The 15,477-nt window shown below is 69.7% G+C and carries 15 protein-coding genes; 5 read left to right on the top strand and 10 right to left on the bottom strand.

Annotation, left to right across the window (positions count from 1 at the left end; genetic code table 11):
* Positions 1-4: 4 nt before the first annotated feature.
* The 5 genes from KZ686_RS16855 to KZ686_RS16835 form a co-directional block, all read right to left on the bottom strand.
* The gene (locus tag KZ686_RS16855) at positions 5-964 is read right to left on the bottom strand and encodes an aldo/keto reductase (RefSeq protein WP_226105310.1); all 960 of its coding nucleotides are present in this window, start codon (positions 962-964) and stop codon (positions 5-7) included.
* 88 nt (positions 965-1,052) lie between these two features.
* On the bottom strand, positions 1,053-2,414 hold the full coding sequence (locus KZ686_RS16850; RefSeq protein ID WP_149318135.1) for a GntP family permease: 1,362 nt from the start codon (positions 2,412-2,414) through the stop codon (positions 1,053-1,055).
* Positions 2,415-2,595: 181 nt separating this feature from the next.
* Positions 2,596-2,988: a RidA family protein gene (locus KZ686_RS16845; RefSeq protein ID WP_006579898.1), complete on the bottom strand. Its 393-nt coding sequence runs from the start codon at positions 2,986-2,988 to the stop codon at positions 2,596-2,598.
* 62 nt (positions 2,989-3,050) lie between these two features.
* The gene (locus KZ686_RS16840) at positions 3,051-4,601 is read right to left on the bottom strand and encodes an N-acyl-D-amino-acid deacylase family protein (RefSeq protein ID WP_265634367.1); all 1,551 of its coding nucleotides are present in this window, start codon (positions 4,599-4,601) and stop codon (positions 3,051-3,053) included.
* Positions 4,602-4,603: 2 nt separating this feature from the next.
* Entirely contained in the window at positions 4,604-5,530 is a 927-nt protein-coding gene (locus KZ686_RS16835) for a MurR/RpiR family transcriptional regulator (RefSeq protein ID WP_150083440.1), read from the bottom strand.
* A gap of 176 nt (positions 5,531-5,706) precedes the next feature.
* Here KZ686_RS16835 and KZ686_RS16830 point away from each other — a divergent pair, with 176 nt between their 5' ends.
* The 4 genes from KZ686_RS16830 (at position 5,707) to KZ686_RS16815 (ending at position 10,926) form a co-directional block, all read left to right on the top strand.
* On the top strand, positions 5,707-7,044 hold the full coding sequence (locus KZ686_RS16830; protein ID WP_265634365.1) for an amino acid deaminase: 1,338 nt from the start codon (positions 5,707-5,709) through the stop codon (positions 7,042-7,044).
* Positions 7,045-7,125: 81 nt separating this feature from the next.
* Positions 7,126-8,061 (top strand): sugar kinase, encoded by a 936-nt coding sequence (locus KZ686_RS16825; RefSeq protein ID WP_150083442.1) that lies wholly within the window; start codon positions 7,126-7,128, stop codon positions 8,059-8,061.
* Between the two features lie 100 nt (positions 8,062-8,161).
* Positions 8,162-8,803, top strand: a complete 642-nt coding sequence (locus KZ686_RS16820; RefSeq protein ID WP_265634363.1) for a bifunctional 4-hydroxy-2-oxoglutarate aldolase/2-dehydro-3-deoxy-phosphogluconate aldolase — start codon at positions 8,162-8,164, stop codon at positions 8,801-8,803.
* Positions 8,804-9,114: 311 nt separating this feature from the next.
* Positions 9,115-10,926, top strand: coding sequence for a phospholipase D family protein (locus tag KZ686_RS16815; RefSeq protein ID WP_265634361.1), 1,812 nt, complete (start codon positions 9,115-9,117; stop codon positions 10,924-10,926).
* Positions 10,927-11,064: 138 nt separating this feature from the next.
* Here the strand turns inward: KZ686_RS16815 and KZ686_RS16810 are convergent, their stop codons facing one another.
* The 4 genes from KZ686_RS16810 to KZ686_RS16795 all read right to left on the bottom strand — a co-directional run bounded on the left by KZ686_RS16810 (position 11,065) and on the right by KZ686_RS16795 (position 13,780).
* Positions 11,065-11,196 carry an entericidin A/B family lipoprotein gene (locus tag KZ686_RS16810; RefSeq protein WP_149318142.1) on the bottom strand — a complete coding sequence of 44 codons (132 nt, stop codon included), beginning with the start codon at positions 11,194-11,196 and terminating at the stop codon, positions 11,065-11,067.
* A 194-nt stretch (positions 11,197-11,390) separates the two neighbouring features.
* Positions 11,391-11,924 carry a hypothetical protein gene (locus tag KZ686_RS16805; protein WP_150083444.1) on the bottom strand — a complete coding sequence of 178 codons (534 nt, stop codon included), beginning with the start codon at positions 11,922-11,924 and terminating at the stop codon, positions 11,391-11,393.
* Between the two features lie 19 nt (positions 11,925-11,943).
* The gene (locus KZ686_RS16800; RefSeq protein WP_407648586.1) at positions 11,944-12,372 is read right to left on the bottom strand and encodes a DUF6152 family protein; all 429 of its coding nucleotides are present in this window, start codon (positions 12,370-12,372) and stop codon (positions 11,944-11,946) included.
* Positions 12,373-12,466: 94 nt separating this feature from the next.
* A complete protein-coding gene (locus KZ686_RS16795) occupies positions 12,467-13,780 on the bottom strand; it encodes a hemolysin family protein (protein ID WP_149318145.1) in 1,314 nt (437 codons plus the stop codon).
* Positions 13,781-13,951: 171 nt separating this feature from the next.
* Here KZ686_RS16795 and KZ686_RS16790 point away from each other — a divergent pair, with 171 nt between their 5' ends.
* Positions 13,952-14,857 carry a helix-turn-helix domain-containing protein gene (locus tag KZ686_RS16790; RefSeq protein ID WP_149318146.1) on the top strand — a complete coding sequence of 302 codons (906 nt, stop codon included), beginning with the start codon at positions 13,952-13,954 and terminating at the stop codon, positions 14,855-14,857.
* Here KZ686_RS16790 and KZ686_RS16785 read toward each other — a convergent pair.
* On the bottom strand, positions 14,845-15,444 hold the full coding sequence (locus KZ686_RS16785; RefSeq protein WP_223819630.1) for an acyloxyacyl hydrolase: 600 nt from the start codon (positions 15,442-15,444) through the stop codon (positions 14,845-14,847). The genes KZ686_RS16790 and KZ686_RS16785 overlap by 13 nt on opposite strands.
* Between the last annotated feature and the right edge of the window lie 33 nt (positions 15,445-15,477).

The following is a 15,477-nucleotide window of genomic DNA, read 5'->3' as shown; positions in this document are numbered from 1 at the left end:
GGCGCTAGGTCAGCAGCGCCGCGATGCGCTCGCGCTGCTGCGCGTCCGGCATGCGGCCGAGCGCCGCGCCGAGGTTGTCGCGCATATGGCGGGGATTGGACGTCGCCGGAATCGCCGCGGTCACCGCCGGATGGCTGACGATGAATTTGAGGAACAGCTGGCCCCAGCTGCTGCAATCGAGCTCGGCCGCCCACGGCGGCAGCTGGCGTCCTTGCACCGCGCGGAACAGCCGCCCGTCCTGGAACGGCCGGTTGATCAGCACGCCGATGCCGCGCTGCCGGCACAGCGGCAGCAGCCGGCGCTCGGCCTCGCGCTCGCCCAGCGAGTAGTTGATCTGCACGAAGTCGATCTTTTCGCTGCGCACGATCTGCTCGAGCCGCTCGTGCGCATCGGCGCGATAGTGCGTGACGCCGATATAGCGGGTCTTGCCTTGTTCCTGCAGCCGGCGCAGGAAACGCAGGTTCTCTTCCCAGTCGATCAGGTTGTGGACCTGCAGCAGGTCGACGGTGTCGCTGCCCAGCTCCTGCTGCGAGCGCGCCCATTGCGCCGGCGCGCTGCTGCTCGACGCCGAGATCTTGGTGGCGAGGAAGACCTGCCTGCGGCCATTGTGCAGCCGCAACAATTCGCCGGTGACGGCCTCCGCGGCACCATAGCTGGGCGCGGTATCGAGAACGGCGCCCGGCATCCGCAGCAGCAGCGACATCACCTCGGACAGCGGGCTCTGCTGCAGGCCCTGCGTCGGCGCGTCGAAGGTGTCGGCGGTGCCCAGGCCGATCACCGGCAGCGTTTCGCGCGTGCCGGGGATGGCGCGCCGCAGCGGGCCCGCGCTGCCGCCCGCGGCCGGCGTGCCGGGGGCTGCGGACGCGGAGGCCGATGCCTGGCCGGGCTGGGCCCGTGCGGCGGACGTCAGCGTGCCCGCCAGCGCGGCGGAGCAGGCAAGGAAGCGGCGACGATCGATGGGCATGGCGTCTCCTGGCGAGCCGGCAACTTCCCGGCCATTGTAGGTAAGACGCGCCGATTTGGCACAGCCGCCGCCGCGGCCTTCCTCCCGCTCAGATCACGGTGGCCAGCCCCAACGTCAGCAGCAGCGCCACCACCGAGATGATCGTCTCGCAAACGGTCCAGGTCTTGAACGTCTGCGCCACGGTCATGTTGAAGTACTCCTTGACCAGCCAGAAGCCCGCATCGTTGACGTGCGACAGGATCAGCGAGCCCGCGCCGGTGGCCAGCACCAGCAGCTCGGGCCGCGTGCCCGGCACGCTGGCCGCGATCGGCGCGACGATGCCGGCCGCGGTGGTCATCGCCACGGTGGCCGAGCCGGTCGCGATGCGGATCATCACGGCGACCAGCCAGCCGAGCACCAGCACCGAGACGTTGGCGCCGGTGGCCACTTCCACGATCGAATTCGAGATGCCCGAGTCGCGCAGGATGCGGCCGAAGCCGCCGCCGGCACCGACCACCAGCGTGATGATCGCGGTGGGCGCCACCGATTCGTTGGTGAAGCGCAGGATCGCCTCGCGATTGAAGCCGCGCGCCTTGCCGAAGGTGTAGAAGCTGACCAGCGCGGCGATCAGCAGCGCGATCACCGAGTTGCCGATCAGCTTGAGGAAGTCGTTGGCCCAGGTCTTCGGCGTCGTCACCAGGTCGGCGCCGCTGCCGATCAGCATCAGGATCACGGGCAGCAGGATCGTGAAGACCGTGATGCCGAAGCCCGGCAGCGCCTGGGCCGGCGCGGTGTCGTCGGCTTCCTCGATGAACTGCGCCGCCAGCGGGTTGTCGGCGGGCAGCTTGATATGGCGGTCCATCAGCTTCGCGAAGATCGGACCGGCGATCGCCGCGGTGGGGATGCCCACGATCAGCGCGTACAGGATCGTGCGGCCGATGTCGGCGCCGTAGGCGGTCACCGCCAGCAGTGCCGCCGGATGTGGCGGGATCAGGCCGTGCACCACGGACAGGCCGGCCACCATCGGGATGCCGACCTTGACCATCGAGGTGCCGGTGCGCTGCGCGATATTGAAGGCGATCGGGATCAGCAGCACGAAGCCGACCTCGAAGAACACCGGCAGGCCGACGATGAAGGCGATGGTCGCCATCGCCCAGTGCACGTTCTTCTCGCCGAAGAAGGCGATCAGCGTGCGCGCGATGCGCTCGGCGCCGCCGGACTCGGCCATCATCTTGCCGAGCATCGTGCCCAGGCCCACCACGAGCGCGATATGGCCGAGCGTGCCGCCGACGCCGGCCTCGAACGACTTGACGATCTCGTTCATCGGCATGCCGACCGAGAAGCCGAGCAGCACAGAGACGACCACCAGCGTGATGAAGGGGTTCAGCTTGAATCGCGCGATCAGCACGACCAGCGCGATCACGGCGATCAGCGCATACAGCAACAGCGTGGTTCCGGTGACTGGGACCATGTTGTCTCCTTGGGGTGCGCGGGGCCGGTCGGCGCCGCGGCGTATGAAAGAGGCCGCTGGCGCGGCCCGGTTGGGAAAAGGGAAGGGGAGGCGGCCTGGATTCGCTGTATCCGCCTGTATCCGCGGGATCAGGGCAATGCGCGGAATCGGCGAATCGGCTGAATCAGCGGATTCCGCGGATTCAGCCGCCCGGACGCTTGTAGGCGATGCAGTCGATCTCGACCTTGCAGTCGACCACCATGCTCGACTGGACGCAGGCACGCGCGGGCGGATTGGCGCCGAAATACTGCTTGAAGATCTTGTTGAACGAGGCGAAGTCGCGTGCGTCGTCGAGCCAGACGCCGCAGCGGACCACATGCTCGGGGCCGTAGCCGGCCTCGGCCAGGATCGCCAGCACGTTCCTGATGGCCTGGTGGGTCTGCGCGACGATGCCGCCGTCGACGACTTCGCCATCGACCATCGGCACCTGGCCGGACACATACAGCCAGCCGTCGGCAGCGACCGCGCGTGCGAACGGCATGTGCTGGCCGCCGGTGCCGGTGCCGCCTTCGACGCCAAAGCGTTGGATATCCATGAAGACTCCTTCGAACTGAATACGGGAAACGGTGAGCTTGAAACAGGGGGGAGCGTGCGGCCTTACGTGTCCGCGATGTTGTCCGCGTTGCGGTTCGCGATGGTGTCCGCGACGGCGGGGACCGGCTCGCCGCGCGGCAGGAAGCGCCCGGCGCGCGCGCCGGTGGCGTGCCGCTGCGACCAAGACAGCGTGCCGTTGACCCACACCGCGGCGATGCCCTCGGCCGGCTGCATCGGCTCGGTGAACGTGGCCGCGTCGCGGATCGTCGCGGCGTCGAACAGCACCAGGTCGGCCCAATGGCCTTCGCGCACGAAGCCGCGTCCCGCGAGGCCGAAGCGCTCGGCCGACAGGCCGGTCATCTTGGCGATCGCCATCGTCAGCGGAAACAGCTCGCGGTCGCGCGCATAGTGGCCCAGCACGCGGGGGAACGCGCCCCACAGGCGCGGATGCGGCAGCGGGTCGTTGGGCAGCCCGTCCGAGCCGATCACCGTGGCCGGATGCGCCAGGATGCGGTCGACGTCGGCGTCTTCCATGCAGTGATAGACCGCGCCCGCCGGCTGCAGGCGGCGGGCCGCCTCGTGCAGATCCACCTGCCATTCGGCCGCGATATCGGCGAGCAGGCGTCCGCCCATCGCGGGATGCGGCGTGGACCAGGTCACCATGATGTCGAAGTCGCCGGTGACCTGCTTCAGGTCCAGCGTCGACGAACTGGCGGTATAGGGATAGCAGTCGCAGCCGACCGGCTGCCAGCGCTGGGCGGCATCGAGCGCGTCCAGCACCGCGCCGCTGCGGCCCCAGTTGTCCACGCCCGCGCATTTGAGGTGCGAGATCACGACCGGCACGCGGGCATGGCGGCCGATGCGGAAGGCCTCGTCCATCGCGTCGAGGATCTCGGCGAATTCGCTGCGCAGATGCGTGGCGTACAGCGCGCCGGCGCGGGCCAGGGGCTCGGCCAGCGCCAGCACTTCCTCGGTCGGCGCGGCAAAGGCGTTGGCATAGGCGAGGCCGGTCGACAGGCCGAGCGCGCCGTGGTCCAGTGCCTCCTGCAATTGCGCGCGCATCGCGGCGATCTCGTCGGCGCTCGCCGCGCGGTCCAGCCGGTCCAGATGATTGCTGCGCAGCGCCGTGTGGCCGACCAGCGCGGCCACGTTGACCGCGGGCTGCGCCGAGGCGATGGCATCGACGTAGGCCGAAAAGCTCGGATAGCGGAACGCGCTCGCATCGCCCAGCAGGTTCATCGGATCGGGCGGCTCGCCGCGCAGGGCCACCGGTGCCGCGCTGATGCCGCAGTTGCCGACCACCACGGTGGTCACGCCCTGCGACAGCTTCGGCGTCATCTCGGGCTGGCGCACCACGTTGGTGTCGTCGTGCGTGTGGACGTCGATGAAGCCCGGTGCCAGCACAAGCCCGTCGGCCTCGACGACCTCGGCGGCGGCGTCGGCGGCGATGCGTTCGCCGCCATCGTCGTCGGCATCGATGTCGACGATGCGGGCGATGCGGCCGTCGCGCAGCCCGACATCGGCGACGCGCGCGGCGGCGCCCGAGCCGTCGATCACGGTGGCGCCGCGGATCAGCGTGTCATAGGCGAAGAGGGTGTCCGAGCTCGCTGCCATGGTCAGTCTCCGAGCGGCTGACGGCTGTCGCGCATCCCCGCGCTGCCGCGCTCGCCGCTGCCCCGATGCGCGTCCAGCACGTACTTGAGCCGCCGCAGCCGTTCCTGGCTGTCGTCCTGCTGCAGCAACGCCAGCCGCGTGGCCAGCACGTCCAGCACCAGCAACATCGCATAGCGCGAGGCCGACGGCTTGAAGATGAAATCGGTCTCCAGCGCGCGCACGGGCAGCAGCACGTCGGCGCGCGCCGCCAGCGGCGAGCCCAGCGCGGTCACCGCGATCACGCGCGCACCGTATTCGCGCGCGACATCGCAGCTGGCCAGCATCTCGGGCACGCTGCCGCTGACCGAGAAGGCCAGCACCACATCGCCCTTGACGAGCGTGGCCGCGACCATCTGCTGCAGCACCGCGTCCTGATAGCTCGCGACCGGCCGGCCCAGCCGCGCCAATCGATAGCGCGCCTCGTCGGCGAGCCAGGTCGAGCCGCCACCCATGCCGAAAGCGTAGACCATGCGCGCGTCCTGCAACAGGCGCGCGGCGCGTTCGATCTGGGCCTCGTCGATCAGTTGGCGATTGGCCTCGAGCACGGCGACCACGTCCCCATGCAGGCGGTCGGTCAGCGAGGGCGGAGCCGCTTCCGCGCCCGAGTCCGCGCCGACGGTGCCGGGCTCGTGCTGCAGGAAGCGTTGGCCGACCGCGGTCGCGCGCGCCAGCCGCAGCTTCAGGTCGCGCACGTCGCGGCAGCCCAGCGCCTTGGCCAGGCGCGTGACGCTGGCCTCGCTGACGCCGGCCCTGCGGGCCAGCGCATTGATGCTGGCCGAGGCCGCGCCGGCGACGTCCTCCAGGATGACCTGGGCCACCTTCTGCTCGGCCAGCCGCAGCGTCGGGCCGCGCTCGGCGATGCGGGTCAGGATGTCGAAGGCAGCGGGCATGGGCTTGGCGAAGGGGTGCCGGACGTCGGGCCTGGCCTCGGTGAGGCCGGGGCATCGCAGCGTGTTACTTTATAACAAGGATGAAATATCGTAATTTCGCCGCTATCATTACGTCAATCGAAAATTTCGGCAGCGCGCCACAGTGTGTGGCTGGGCGCGGCAAGGCGGACAACGGCATGCGTGATATAAAGTACCAGAGCGGGATCATCGATCCGCTGAACAAGGCGCTCGGCAAGCTGGAGGCGCCGCTGGCGCCCGCCGAGGCCGCCACCGGCTGGCGCCTGCTGGACGAGGAACTGAGCCTGCCGGCCGCGGTGCTGTACGAAAGCCGGCTGGCCCACAACCTGGCCTGGATGCGCCGGTTCATGGACGAATACGGCGTGAAGCTGGCGCCCCATGGCAAGACCACGATGGCGCCCAAGCTGTTCGCGCGGCAGCTCGAGGCCGGCGCCTGGGGTATCACGCTGGCGACCGCGCAGCAGACCGCCGCCGCCCATGCGCATGGCGTCAAGCGCGTGCTGATGGCCAACCAGCTGGTGGGCCGGCGCAATATGGAGATCGTCGCCGACCTGCTGCGCGATCCCGATTTCGAATTCTTCTGCCTGGTCGACTCGGCCGAACTGGTGGACCAGCTCGGCACGTTCTTCCGCGCGCGCGGCCAGCGCCTGCAGGTGCTGCTGGAACTGGGCGTGGAGGGCGGGCGCACCGGCGTGCGCGACGCCGCGCAACAGCAGCAGGTGCTGGACGCGCTGGACCGTTGGTCCGACGCGCTGACGCTGGCCGGCGTCGAGATCTACGAGGGCGTGCTGCAGCAGGAGGCCGATATTCGCGCCTTCCTGCGCCGCACCGTCGCGGTGACGCGCGAACTTGCCGCGCAGGGCCGTTTCGGCGCGGGTGCCGAACCTCGCCCGGTGGTGCTGTCCGGCGCGGGCTCGGCCTGGTACGACGTGGTGGCGGAGGAATTTGCCGGCGCCGACATCGGCGCCCCCGTCGACATCGTGCTGCGGCCGGGCTGCTATCTGACCCACGACGTCGGCATCTACCGGCAGGCGCAGCAGCGCATCCTGGCCAGCAACCCGGTGGCACGGAAGATGCGGGAGGGTCTGCTGCCCGCCTTGCAGCTATGGGCCTATGTGCAGTCGATCCCCGAGCCGGACCGCGCGATCGTCGGCATGGGCAAGCGCGACGCCGCCTTCGATGCCGGCATGCCGATTCCGGCGCGGCACTTCCGTGCCGGTTCGGCTGATGGCGGCGCAAAGGGCGACGCAAAGGACGGGGCAAGCGCGCGGGGAACCGCGCCGGTCGATACGCCGTCCATACCTTCTCACTGGGAGATCACCGGCATGATGGATCAGCACGCCTATCTGCGGATCGCGCCGGGGGACGATGTGCGGGTCGGCGACATGATCGCCTTCGATATCTCGCACCCTTGCCTGACCTTCGACAAGTGGCGGCATATTCCGGTGCTGGACGACGAACTGCGCGTGGTCGATATCGTGCAGACCTTCTTCTGAAGTTTCCCGCTTTTTCGGTCCTCCGGTCCTCCGGTTCCGCGGTTCTTCCGTTCCCCTTTCTCCCGTATCCGCGATCGCACCATGAGCATCGATATCCTGGCCTTCGGCGAAGCGCTGGTCGAGTTCAACCAGCAGCCCGACGCGCCCGAACGCTATCTGCAGGGCTTCGGCGGCGATACCTCCAACTTCTGCATCGCCGCCGCGCGCCAGGGTGCGCAGACGGGCTTCATCAGCGCGGTGGGCGCCGACAGTTTCGGCGAGCGCCTGCTGGCGCTGTGGACGCAGGAGCGTGTCGATACCCGCCATGTGCGCACTGACCCGCGGGCGCCGACCGGCGTCTACTTCGTCAGCCACGACAACCACGGCCATCGCTTCGACTATCTGCGCGCCGGCTCGGCGGCGAGCTGCTACAGCCATGACGATCTGCCGCAGCAGGCGATCGCCGAAGCGCGCTATCTGCATCTGTCCGGCATCAGCCTGGCGATCAGCAACACCGCCTGCGATGCCGGGCTCGCGGCAATGGAGCTGGCGCGCAAGGCGGGCGTCAAGATCTCGCTGGACACCAATCTGCGGCTGCGGCTGTGGTCGCTGGCCCGCGCGCGCGGCATCATGCGCGAAGCGCTCGGGATGACCGATATCTGCCTGCCGAGCTGGGACGATGTCACGGTGCTGACCGGGCTCGACGACCGCGACGCCATCGTCGACCATCTGCTCGGCTGCGGCGTGAAACTGGTCGCGCTCAAGCTGGGCGAAGAGGGCGCCTACGTGGCGACGACGGATGCGCGCGCCCTGGTGCCCGCGTATCCGGTGCAGCCGCTCGACGCCACCGGGGCCGGCGATTGCTTCGGCGGCAGCTTCGTCGCGCGGCTCGCCGCCGGCGACGATCCCTTCGACGCGGCCCGCTATGCCAACGTGGCCGCCGCGCTGTCGACCACCGGCTATGGCGCGGTCGCGCCGATTCCCTCGGCGGAAACGGTGCTGGCGCGGCTGGCCGAATCCGTCTCGGTGATCCGATGATGGCGCCGGTCCGCGCTCGCGGTGCTGCCGTGCGGCGTTGCCGTGCGACGGCGGACGACGCTTCCTTTCAACCCGTACCGACTTCCTTCCCGATAACGCCATGCCCAGCCAATCTCCCTCTCTGATCGACCGCCTGGCCGGCGTGCCGGTCATTCCCGTGCTCGAGTTCCACTCCGTCGACGAGGCGCTGCGCGTCTCCGAGGCGCTGGTGGCCGGCGGCCTGCCGGTGCTCGAAATCACGCTGCGCACGCCGGTCGCCATCGAGGCGATGCGCGCGGTCGCCGCGGCCTTGCCGCAGGCAGTGGTCGGCGCCGGTACCGTGCTCGATGTCGCGCAGCTGCATGCGGTGCGCGATGTCGGCGCGCAGTTCGCCGTCTCGCCCGGGCTGACACCGCGGCTCGCCGAAGGCGCACGCGATGCCGGCATTTCGCTGCTGCCGGGTGTGGCCACCGCCAGCGAGGCGATGGCCGCGCTCGAGGCCGGCTTTACCTTCCTGAAGTTCTTCCCGGCCGAGGCCGCCGGCGGCATGCCGATGCTGAAGTCGCTGAACGGGCCGCTGCCGCGGCTGCGCTTCTGCCCGACCGGCGGCATCGACGCGGCGCGTGCGCCGGCCTATCTGGCGCTGCCGAACGTGGTCTGCGTCGGCGGCTCCTGGGTCGTGCCCAAGGACGCGGTCGCCAGCGGCGACTGGGCGCGCATCCGCTCGCTGGCGGAAGAGGCCGCGGCGCTGCGGCGCAGCTGAGCGCCGGCTTCCTGCCGCGCAATTTCGGCGCTCCTTCGGTCCTTCTTTCGAGCGCCTTTCGCGCTCGTGCGGCGCTCGTGCGGCGCTCGTCCGGCGCTTGTCCGGCGCTTGTCCGGCGCTTGTCCGGCGCTCGTCCGGCGCTCGTCCGGCGCTTGTCCGGGTCCGTCCGGCGCCGGCAAGCGCTCGGCATGCGCCAGCCCGGCGCGCCTCGCGCGCTGCAGCACGGCCGTTGGCCTGCTGTCGGACAAAGGCGGATTGTCCGGGCCGTCGGCGCCACCTAAGCTGACAGCATCCGGACTGATGGAGTCGGCATGACGGCGTTTGCGGTGTCGTGGGGGAAAGCGAGGCCGCGCACGGCGAGCTGGTTGCGCTGGCTCGCCACGGTGACGCTGGCGCTGAGCGCTTCCGCCTGCGCCAGCCTGCCGCAGGATGTACCACGCCGGCCCTCGACCGCCTTCGCCGGCTGGGCCGATACGCCGCTGGGCCAGGTCGTCGCCCGCAGTACGCCGGACCCGGCACTGTCCGGCTTCCACCTGGTGTCGTCCGGCGAAGAGGCCTACGGCACGCTGATCACGCTGGCCGACCGCGCCACCCGTTCCCTCGATCTGCAGTACTACATCGTTGCCGCCGACGAATCGTCGCGCGAGATCCTGCGCCGCGTGCGCGCGGCCGCCGAGCGCGGCGTGCATGTGCGGCTGCTGGTCGACGACCTGCACAGCGACGGCAAGGACCCGGCCTTCCTGCGTTTCGCACGCCATCCCAATATCGAGGTGCGCTACTTCAATCCGTTTCCCGCGGGGCGCTTCTCCAAGCTGACGCGCTTCATCAGCGTGGTCGGCGACGCCCGCCGGGTCAACCGGCGCATGCACAACAAGGTCTTCATCGCCGACAACGCGATGGCGATGACCGGCGGCCGCAATATCGGCAACGCGTATTTCCTGCGCGCGCCGGATACCAACTTCGTCGATCTCGACGTGGTGGTGGCCGGCCCCGCGGTGCGCAGGCTGTCGGCGGGCTTCGACGAGTACTGGAACAGCCAGTACGCCTATCCGGTGGAGGCACTCGCCAATCCGAACGAGGCGGCGCCGGGACCGGCGGGCACGCCGCCGGGTTCGGGCGTGCAGGCCGCCGGTAATCGGGAAACGGAAGGGGCGGGCGGATCGTCCGGCTCGGGTTCCGGCAGATCGGGCGTTGGCGGATCGCCCTCCGGTGCATCGGGCTCTGGTGGTTCGGGCTCCGGCGGATCGACCGGTTCGAGCGGTTCGTCTTCGCCGCCCGCGCCCGAGCAGGCGCTGGTCGACGAGGCCGCGCAGCGCGAGGCCGAGCAGAAGCGGCTGGAGGCGAGCGGCATGACGGCGCCGCAGAAGATCGATCCGAACAAGAGCTTCCTGGCGCGCGAGCTGATCCGCGGCGGCAAGCTGAACTTCGAATGGGCGCGCGCCAGCGTGCTGGTCGACAACCCCGCCAAGGTCGAGCCCGACAAGCTGCCAGACAGCGACGACACGCTGGCCGACGAGGTCGCGCGGATGATGAACGAGGCGCGGCAGGAGATCATCATCATTTCGCCGTACCTGGTGCCGGGCAAGCGCGGCGTCGAATGGCTGACCGGCCTGGCCCGTCGCGGGGTCAAGATACGCGTACTGACGAACTCGCTGGCGGCGACCGATTCGCCGATCGTGCACGTTGGCTACAAGCGCTATCGGAAGGAACTGCTGCGCGCCGGCGTCGAGCTGCACGAGCTGAAGTCACGGCTGCATCGGCAGCAGCGCGCGGTGGGGGACTTCAAGTCCTCGCAGGCGAGCCTGCACGTCAAGGCGGCGGTGGTGGACCGCACCACGCTGTTCGTCGGCTCGATGAACTTCGATCCGCGCTCGATCACGCAGAACACCGAGACCGGCATCATCGTGCGCAACGAGCGGCTGGCGGGGCAGGTGGCGCAGCTGTTCACGGGCGCGATCGGCGTCAACAGCTGGCGCCTGCGGCTGTCGGAGGACGACAAGCTGCAATGGGTGGACGGGCAGGGCAAGCAGGCGGTGGTGCTCGATACCGAGCCGGATACCACCTGGTCGCAGCGCTTCTGGATCGACGTGCTGACGCCCTTTACGCCGGAAGAGCTGCTGTAAGCCGCCGGCAGCGGCAAGGCGCCGGCTGCATCAAGGCACCCGCTGCCCAGGCTCCGATTGCAGCAAGGCGCCGACTACTGGAGGCGCCGGCAGGCCGCCGCGCAGCTGGCGGGCGGCCTGCCGGGTTGCCTGCCTGGCTTACTTGTGACGATCCGCCGCGCCTTCGAGCTTCTGGCCGCCGCGCTGGATGTCCTGGCCGAGCCCGGCCATCGTGTTGCAGCCGGTCAGCAGCACAGCCAGCATCAGACCGAAAATCCAACCTTTTTTCACACTGCGCTCCTTTTGAGATGTTGCGAACGGGGCGATTTTACAATTGGTGCGGCCCGCTGCGCACAGGGCAGTGTGGCTATTTGTAACGGCCGGCCGGGCGGACGAACGGGCAGGGCGCCGAAGGGGCGCAGAGCGGACGCAAAACGGATGCGGAAGGTGCCGGAAGGGGCAACGAAGGGGGGACGGTGCCCTCCCTAGACGTAGGCGATCAGCCTTCCGGCCGCGATCACCAGCGTCCAGGTCAGCAGCGACAGCACCGCCGCGGTGCGGGCCGCGCGCGGCGGCCGGACGCCGACGTTCCAGTCGGCCACGGCAGCGCCGCTGCGGGCCTCGCCCGGGCCAGCCGCCCGCTGCAGGGCCCGGTACGGCCACAAATGAAACGCCAGGGCATTGAGCAGCCCCAGGGCGATCAGGGCCAGCTTGGCATACAGCGCGGGATTGGTCGCCAGTTCGTCCGCATGCGCCAGCAACAGCAGGACGCCGCTGATCGCCACCGCGACGAAGGCTGCCATCGTCAGCGGCAGAACCTGGCGCAGCAGCGCCGTCACCGGCAGATTGCGCCAGAGCCCGGCGAGGCGCAGATCGACCACGGCGATGGTGCCGAACAGCAGCGCCATGCCGGCCAGGTGGACGATCTCGACCAGCGGATAGGCCCAGGCGGAAGCGCGCAGCGCGCTCGACAGCGGCAACGCCGCCAGCGTCGCGCCGAGTTCCGTCAGCGATGCCACGGCGGGCGGGGCAGGCCGATCAGCGCAGTTCGACGGTCTGGCCGTCGAGCACGATCCGCTCGGCGCGCATCTCGTCGCCGTGTTCCTTGCTGGGATAGCCGACGATGGTGACCTCGCGGCCGACCGCGACCTTGTCGGCGGTCGCCCCGCGCGCCTGCATCCGCGAGATCGGCGCCAGCACGGCGAGCCAGCGCTTGCCGTTGGCATCGATCCGCACCATCGCGTGCGGGTTCTCGTATTTGACCTCGGTCAGCTTGCCGGTCAGCGTGATCGGCTTGCTGTCGTCATAGCTGGACCAGCCGTGATGGGCGGCGGCCGGGCCGGCCAGCAGGGCGGCGAGCGCCGCGGCGCAGGAAAGCGCGGCCAACGGGGCGGCGCGCATCGATGGGAACCGGTGGAACGGGCGGGACAAAGCGGACAGGCGGGACAAGCGGGACAGGCGGGACATGGCGGATCTCCGTAACGGCAGGCAGCGGGCGGGCAGCGGACGGAACGCATGGAAGCGGACGGCGGGCGCCGTCCGCTGCTGAGTATAGCTCCCGCTAGCCGGTCGTATCGGGCTCCGGCCCTTCCTCGGAGGGCAGCGGGGTGGCCAGCACCTTGTCGATGCGCTTGCCGTCCATATCGACGATCTCGAACTTCCAGTCCAGCCAGCTGACCGAGTCGGCGATCTGCGGGAGCCGTCCCAGCAGCAGCAACAGCATGCCGGACAGCGTGTGATAGCGCTCCTTGTCCTCCTCCGGCACGCTGCGCAGGCCGATGCGGTCCTTGAGCTCGGGGATCGGGATCAGGCCGTCGAGCAGCCAGGAGCCGTCCTCGCGCTGCACCGCCCATTCGTCGCCGGCGATGTCCGGCTTGAACTCGCCGGTGATCGCCTCGATCAGGTCCTGCAGCGTGACGATGCCCAGCACCTCGCCGTACTCGTCGATGACGAACGCCATCTGCCCGCCGGACGAGCGGAAATGTTCGAGCAGCTCCATGCCGGTGACGCTCTCGGGCACATAGACCGGGGCCTGCATCACCGCCGCCAGGTCGGTGGCCTCGCCGCGCAGCTTGCGCGCCAGCAGCTGGCGCGCGCTGACCACGCCGATCACGTCGTGCATGCCGCCGCGCACCACCGGAAAGCGCGAATGGTCCGACTCCTCGATGCGGCGCAGGTTTTCCTCCAGCGGCAGTTCGACGTCGAGGCTGATCACGTCGCCGCGCGGCACCATCAGCGAAGTCAGCTGGCGGTCGTCGAGCCGGAACACGTTGCGCACCATCGTGTGCTCGTGGCGCTCGATCACGCCGGCCTCCGAGCCCTCGACCAGCAGCGCGTGGATTTCTTCCTCGGTGACCGCGGGGCCGGCGCCGCTCTTGACGCCGATCAGCCGCAGCACCAGCCGCGTCGAGCTCGACAGCAGCTTGACGAAGGGCGTCGAGGCGATCGCCAGCCAGGACAGCGGCCGCGCGACGGCGCGCGCCAGCGTTTCGGGCGCCAGCTGGCCCAGCCGCTTGGGCACCAGCTCGCCGAGCACGATGGAAAAGTAGGTCAGGCCCGCGACCACGATCGCGGTCGCCACATAGCCCGCGGTGGGCTGCGCCATACCGAGTCCCTGCAACCAGATGCCGAGCGGCTGTGCCAGCGCGGACTCGCCCACCACGCCGTTGAGCACGCCGATCGACGTGATGCCGATCTGCACGGTGGACAGGAAGCGGGTCGGATCCTCGCCCAGCTTGACCGCCTCGATCGCGCCGCGGTCGCCCTCGTCGATGAGCTTCTGCAGGCGGGCCTTGCGGGCCGAAACCAGCGCGATCTCCGACATGGCGAACACGCCGTTGAGCAGGATCAGCGCCAGCAGGATGGCTATTTCCATCGGGTTGCGCGCCCTACGCGCGCGGGTGTTGTCGAGCCGTCAAGCATAACATCGGCATGTGGCCGGTCCGGCTTCGGTCCGGCTTCGGTCCGGCTTCGGTCCGGCTTCGGTCCGGCGTTCATTACCTGGCAGGTTATCGCCAGCGCGCGCACCGCATGCTGTAATGCGGCCATGGACACGCTGACTCCCGCCTCCGAAACCGCCCTCGACTTTCCCGCCCTGCTGCGCTACTGGCGCGGGCGCCGCGGCTACAGCCAGCTGGCGCTGTCGCTTGCCGCAGGCGTGTCGCAGCGGCATATCAGCTTTCTCGAATCGGGCCGCGCCCGGCCCAGCCGCGAGATGATCCTCGCGCTGTCGGACCGGCTCGGCGTGCCGCTGCGCCAGCGCAACCGGCTGCTGCTGGCGGCGGGCTTCGCCCCCGCGTACAGCGAGCATGCGCTGGCCGAACCGCCGCTGCAGATGGTGCGCCAGGCCATCGCGCTGATCCTGGCCAAGCAGGAGCCGTACCCCGCCGTGGTGCTGGACCGCTTCTGGAATATCAGCGACGCCAACCGTGCCTATCGCCGCATGGTCGACGCGCTGCTCGACGGACGTCCCGCGGCGGTGCTGCCCGAGGGCCTGGGCAACGATGCCGGCGGCGGCCCGCGCATCAACCTGATGCTGACCGTGTTCGATCCGCAGGGCCTGTGGCCGCTGATCGAGAACGCCCATCAGGTCGGCCGCTATCTGCTGCGCCGGGTCTGGCAGGAGCTGCAGGCGCAGGCGCACGACCGCGTCGCACGCGAGATCTTCGCCCGCATCGCGCAATGGCATCCGGAGATGATCGGACCGGGCGGCGTGCCGCATGCCGACGAGGAAGCCAGCGAGGGCCCGCTGCCGCCGGTGCTGCCGGTGGTGCTGCGCGCCGAGGGCTTCCAGGCCTCGCTGTTCTCGACGCTGACCACGCTGGGCAATCCGCACGACGTCACGCTGCAGGAACTGCGGATCGAATGCTTCTTCCCGGCCGACGAACCGTCGCGCCTCGCGCTCGAGGCGCTGGGGCGCGACGCCGAGCCCGCCGCCGTTCAGAACCGGTAGCGCAGGTAGGCGGTATGGAAGTCCGAGCCGGGATTGGGCTTCTTGATGCCGGCATTCGAGATGTGCTGGTAGCGGTAGCCGATCGCGAAGCGCTGGTCCTTGCCGAACGCGATGCCGACGCCCGCCATGTCCGAGAACTGGAACGCGGTCGACATGGTGTGGTTGTCCGACGTTCGCGTTCCGCTCATCAACCGCACGCCGATCGATGCCTCGAGGAAGGGCACCCACCGATGGCGCTGCCACGCCAGCCTGAACACCGGCTGCGCGCCGATCTCCCACAGGTTGCGCGGATTGGCGTCGCTGGTGCTGTCCCAGCGCGCGACATTGAGCTCCCACGAGAGCCCGAGCCGCAGGCCCATCGGGTCGCCCCAGCCGAAGCCGGAGTCCCAGCCGAAGGCGATATCGACCTTGCGCACGTCGGTGCGGCTGTCGGTGCCGTAGCCGATCTGCACGGTGGGGTCGGCCCATGCCGCGCTGCCGGCAATCAGCAGGGGCAGGGCGGCGAGCCAGCGCAGCGCGCGCGTGGCATGACGGGAAGGGGAAGGGCGGCGGGACAGGCGGGCAAGCGGATTGTCGTCGAATGGCATCGTGATCGCGGCAAGAAAAACGGGAACGGGAAA

It is taken from the genome of Cupriavidus cauae (assembly GCF_026210475.1).
Taxonomy (GTDB): domain Bacteria; phylum Pseudomonadota; class Gammaproteobacteria; order Burkholderiales; family Burkholderiaceae; genus Cupriavidus; species Cupriavidus cauae.
This window is presented reverse-complemented; position numbering and strand designations above follow the sequence as displayed.